This window comes from Streptomyces apricus (assembly GCF_008369065.1).
Taxonomy (GTDB): Bacteria; Actinomycetota; Actinomycetes; order Streptomycetales; family Streptomycetaceae; genus Streptomyces; species Streptomyces apricus.
Map to the genome: position 1 here is coordinate 1,185 of NZ_VDFC01000090.1, position 4,712 is coordinate 5,896.

General features: G+C 76.1%; 1 protein-coding gene. It reads right to left on the reverse strand.

From position 1 onward, the window contains the following. Positions 1-4,712 (reverse strand): non-ribosomal peptide synthetase (locus FGF04_RS37450; RefSeq protein WP_149515862.1); only part of this gene is annotated, 4,712 nt, incomplete at both ends.

The window sequence follows — 4,712 nt, forward strand, 5'->3', positions numbered from 1 at the left end:
GGCGAAGCGGTCCGCGCGGGCGCCCGCGCTGTCGAACAGCCAGCGCTGGATGGGCGTCAGCGGCGCGGCGCCGGTGGCGGGGACCGGGGCCGGCGCCGGGGCGGCGGACCCGCGGCCGCCGGCCGCGTCGGCGCAGCGGGCGAGGGCGGCGACGGTCTGGTGGCGGTAGACGTCCCGGGAGGTGAGTGTCAGGCCCGCCTGCCGGGCCTGGGCCACCACCTGGATGCTGAGGATGGAGTCGCCGCCCAGCATGAAGAAGTTGTCGTCCACCCCGATGCGGTCCACGCGCAGGATGTCCGCCCAGACGGCGGCGAGGATGCGCTCGGTGGGCGTGCGCGGTGCCACCCGGTGCGTACCGCCGCGCACGGGGCCGGGGTCCGGGAGGCGGGCGCGGTCCAGTTTGCCGTTGGGGTTGAGGGGCAGGCCGTCCAGGACCACGACGGCCGTCGGCACCATGTAGTCGGGCAGGGTGCGGCCGAGGGTCCGGCGCACCTCCTCCGCCTCCACGCGCGCGTCCGGGGCAGGCACGACGTAGCCGACCAGCCTGCGGTGGCCGTCGTTCTCCCGTACGGTGGCCGCCGCCTCCGCCACCCCGTCGAGACGGCGCAGCGCCTCCTCGACCTCGCCCAGTTCGATACGGAAGCCGCGTACCTTGACCTGCTGGTCGGTGCGGCCCAGGTACTCCAGTTCGCCGTCGGCGCTCCACCGCACCAGGTCCCCGGTGCGGTACATGCGCTCGCCCGGCGCGCCGAAGGGGTCGGCGACGAACCGGGACGCGGTGAGGCCGGGACGCCCCAGGTAGCCGCGCGCCAGTCCGCCGCCGCCCAGGTACAACTCGCCCGTCACGCCGGGCGGCTGGGGGCACAGCAGGCGGTCCAGGACGTAGGCCCGGGTCCGGGCCACGGGCCTGCCGATCGGCGGCGCCTGGTCCGCCGCCGCGCCGTCGGCGAACCACGCGGTGGCGTAGACCGTGGCCTCGGTCGGGCCGTAGATGTTGGCGACGGCGCAGCCCGGGACGGTCTGCCGCAGGTCGTGCACGGTCTGCGCGGGCAGTGCCTCGCCGGCCAGGACGACGGTGTCCGCCGCCACGGACGCGCCGCCCTCGGCGAGCATCCGGGAGACCACCGACGGCACGCCGCTGATGAGCCCGGCCCGGCGGGGCTCCGCGGTGTCGACGAGGGCGGTGAGGTCGTCGACGACCTCGACGGCGCCGCCCACGAGCAGGGGGCAGAGCAGCTCGAAGACCGACACGTCGAAGTTGAGCGAGGTGGAGGCCACCACATGGGCCAGCCGTCGCGGCCCGAAGCGCTCCGCCGCCCACTCGGCGAGCGCCGCGACGCTGCGGTGGGTGATCACGACGCCCTTGGGACGCCCGGTCGAGCCCGAGGTGTAGATGACGTAGGCGGGGTGCTCCGGGTGCAGGGGCCGGGTCCGGTCGGCGTCGGTGAGGTCGCGGTCGGTGAGGTCGCGGTCGCCGGACCCGTCAAACCCGTCCGGTCCGCCCGGCCCACTATCGTCGGCGGCTCCCTGCGGGAAGCAGTCCTCCAGGAGCAAGGGGGCGCAGTCCGCGGGCAGCGCCCCGGCGGTCCCGCGGGTGGCCAGGACGAGGGCGGGAGCGGCGTCGTCGAGCATGAGGCGCACGCGCTCGACCGGGTAGGCGGGGTCCACCGGGAGGTAGCCCGCACCCGCCTTGAGCACGCCCCACAGCACCGGCAGCAGGTCCGCCGTGCGCGGCAGGCACAGCGCCACCAGCGTCTCGGGGCCGGCCCCGCGGGCGGCCAGCAGGCGGGCGAGCCGGTTGGCGCGCCGGTTGACCTCGGCGTAGTCCAGGCGTTCGGATCCGCGAACGACGGCGGTCCGGTCGGGCGTCCGTGCCACCTGCGCCTCGAACAGGGCGGGCAGCGTACGGGCCGGCGCGCGCCCGGCGTCGCCGGTCGGCGGGTTCCACCGCTCCAGCACCGCGTGCCGTTCGTCCTCGGACAGCAGGGCCAGTTCGCCCAGCGTGCGGGACGGCCCGTCGGCCATGCCCGCCAGCAGCCGGTGCAGATGGCGGCTCATCCGTGCCACCGTCCGCGCCTCGAACAGGTCGGTGTTGTACTCGACCGTGAGCTCGCAGCCGCCGTCGGCGCGCGGGACGAACTCCAGCACCAGGTCGAACCGGGCGGCCGGGCGGGGCAGCGGGTGCGGCTCCACGCGCACGGCGCCTGCCCGCGGAAGTTCGTCCGGTGCGGTCTGCTGCACCACGAGCACCTGCACCAGCGGCGTACGGCTGGGGTCGCGGGGCAGTGCCAGCTCCTCCACCACCCGGTCGAACGGCACGGATTCGTGGGCGAAGGCGTCCAGCACCGTGGCCCGCATCTGCTCCACGAACCGGTCGACGGTCAGGCGGTCGTCCACGTCGCCGCGCAGCACGACGGTGTTGGCGAAGAACCCGGTCACGTCCTCCAGTTCGCTGCGTCCGCGCCCGGTGGTGACCGTGCCGAAGGCGATGTCCCGCTGCCCGGAGTACCGGGAGAACAGGACGGCGGCGGCCGCGGCGAACAGGGTGAAGACGGTGGTGCCGCGGCCCCCGGCCAGGTGCCGCAGCCGCGCGACCAGTTCGGCCGGCAGGTGCTGCCAGTGGGCGTCGCCGCCGGTGGTGCGCACCGCGGGCCGGGGCCGGTCGGTCGGCAGCTCAAGCGGCACCATGTCGGTCAGGTGCCGTTTCCAGTACGCGAGGTGGGGGGCGTCGTCGTCCGTGGAGCGCTGTTGCCGTTCCCAGACGGCGAAGTCCGGGTACTGCAAACCCGGTTCGGGCAGCGCGTCGGGCGTGCCGGTCGCCTCGGCGCGGTACAGCTCCGTCAGGTCGCGGGTCAGCAGGCCCACGGACCAGCCGTCGGTGACGATGTGGTGCTGGGCCAGGAGCAGCACGTGGTCGTCGTCCGCGCGGCGCACCAGCAGGGCGCGGGTGAGCGGACCGGCTGCCAGGTCGAAGGGGCGGCCCAGTTCGTCGGTGAGCAGTTCCTCGACGGCCCCGTCGTGCCGGGCGGCGGGCAGGTGGGTCACGTCGGCGGTGCGCAACGGCAGGTCCGCCCGCGGGTGGACGTGCTGCACGCCCTGGCCGTCCCGGGTGGCGAAGGTCGTGCGCAGGGAGTCGTGGCGGGCGGCCAGCCGGTCCAGGGCGCGGCTTAGTGCCCCGGTGTCGAGGGCGCCGCGCAGCCGCAGCGCCAGGCCGGTGTTGTACTCGGTGCCGCCGGGGGTGAGGTCGTCCAGGAACCACAGCCGCCGCTGGGCGCTGGAGAGCGGGAGCGGCCGGTCGCGGGGGACGGCCGGGATCGGGTCCGGGGTCGCCGCGGGGTCCGGGGTGCCGAGCAGCGGGGCCAGGGCGGCGACGGTGCGGGCGGTGAACACGTCCCGGACCGACAGCCGCACGCCGAGTTCCTCGCGGATGCGGGCCAGGGTCCGGGCGGCGAGGATCGAGTCGCCGCCCAGGTCGAAGAAGTCGTCCTCGACGCCGACGGCGTCCGTCCCCAGCACGTCCGCCCAGACGCCGGCGAGCACCCGCTCCTGCGGGGTGCGCGGCGCCACCTGCTCCGGGTCCGGCGCGCGGACGGGCGCGGGCAGGGCGCGCCGGTCGATCTTGTGCTGCGGGGTGAGCGGCAGGGCGTCCAGGACGACCACGGCGGACGGCACCATGTGCGAGGGCAGCACCGCGGTGAGGGCCGCCCTCAGGGCGTCCGGGTCCGGTGCGTGCGCGGGGTCGGCCGGGGTGACGTACCCGACGAGCTGCCGTCGTCCGGGGTCGTCCTCGCGCACCACGACGACGGCGTCGCGCACACCGCCGTGGCGGCGCAGCGCCGCCTCGATCTCGCCGGGTTCGATGCGGAAGCCGCGCACCTTGACCTGGCGGTCCACCCGGCCCAGGTACTCCAGTTCGCCGTCCGCGTTCAGGCGTGCCCGGTCGCCGGTGTGGTAGAGCCGGGCGCCGGGTGGGCCGAAGGGGCTGGCGACGAAGCGTCCGGCGGTGAGGCCGGGCCGGCCGAGGTAGCCGCGGGCCACCCCGGCGCCGCCGACGTACAGTTCGCCGTCGGTGCCCGCGGGCACCGGCCGCATGGCCGCGTCCAGGACGTGGGTCGCGGTGCCGTCGAGGGGGCGGCCGATGCTCGGTGTGCCGCCGCCCGCGGACAGCGGTCCGGTCCAGGAGGCGACGATGGTGGTCTCGGTGGGCCCGTAGGAGTTGATCATGCGGCGGCCCGGTGCCCAGCGGTCCACGAGTTCCGCGGGGCACGCCTCGGCGCCCACGATCAGCGTGCTCAGGCGGTCCGGCCCGATCCGCGCCGGGTCGGCCAGGGTGGCCAGTGCCGCCGGCGGGATCAGGGCGTGGGTGATGCGGTGTTCGTCGACCACCGCGGCGAGTTCGTCGCCGAGCCAGGGGCCGTCGGGCGGGACGACGAGGGTGGCGCCGCACAGCACGGAGACGAACAGCTCCAGCACGGAGGCGTCGAAGCTGGGCGAGGAGAACTGGAGCACCCGGTCGCCCGGGCCCACCGCGTACTGCCGGGCGGCGCCCGCGGTGAAGGCGGCGATGCCCCGGTGGGTGACGGTCACGCCCTTGGGGGTGCCCGTCGAGCCCGAGGTGTAGATGACGTACGCGGCCTGGTCGGGGTCCACCCGCGGGTCGGGCTCGGGGGCGGGTCCGGCGGTCTCCATGACGGCGCGCAGGGCGGCCGGGT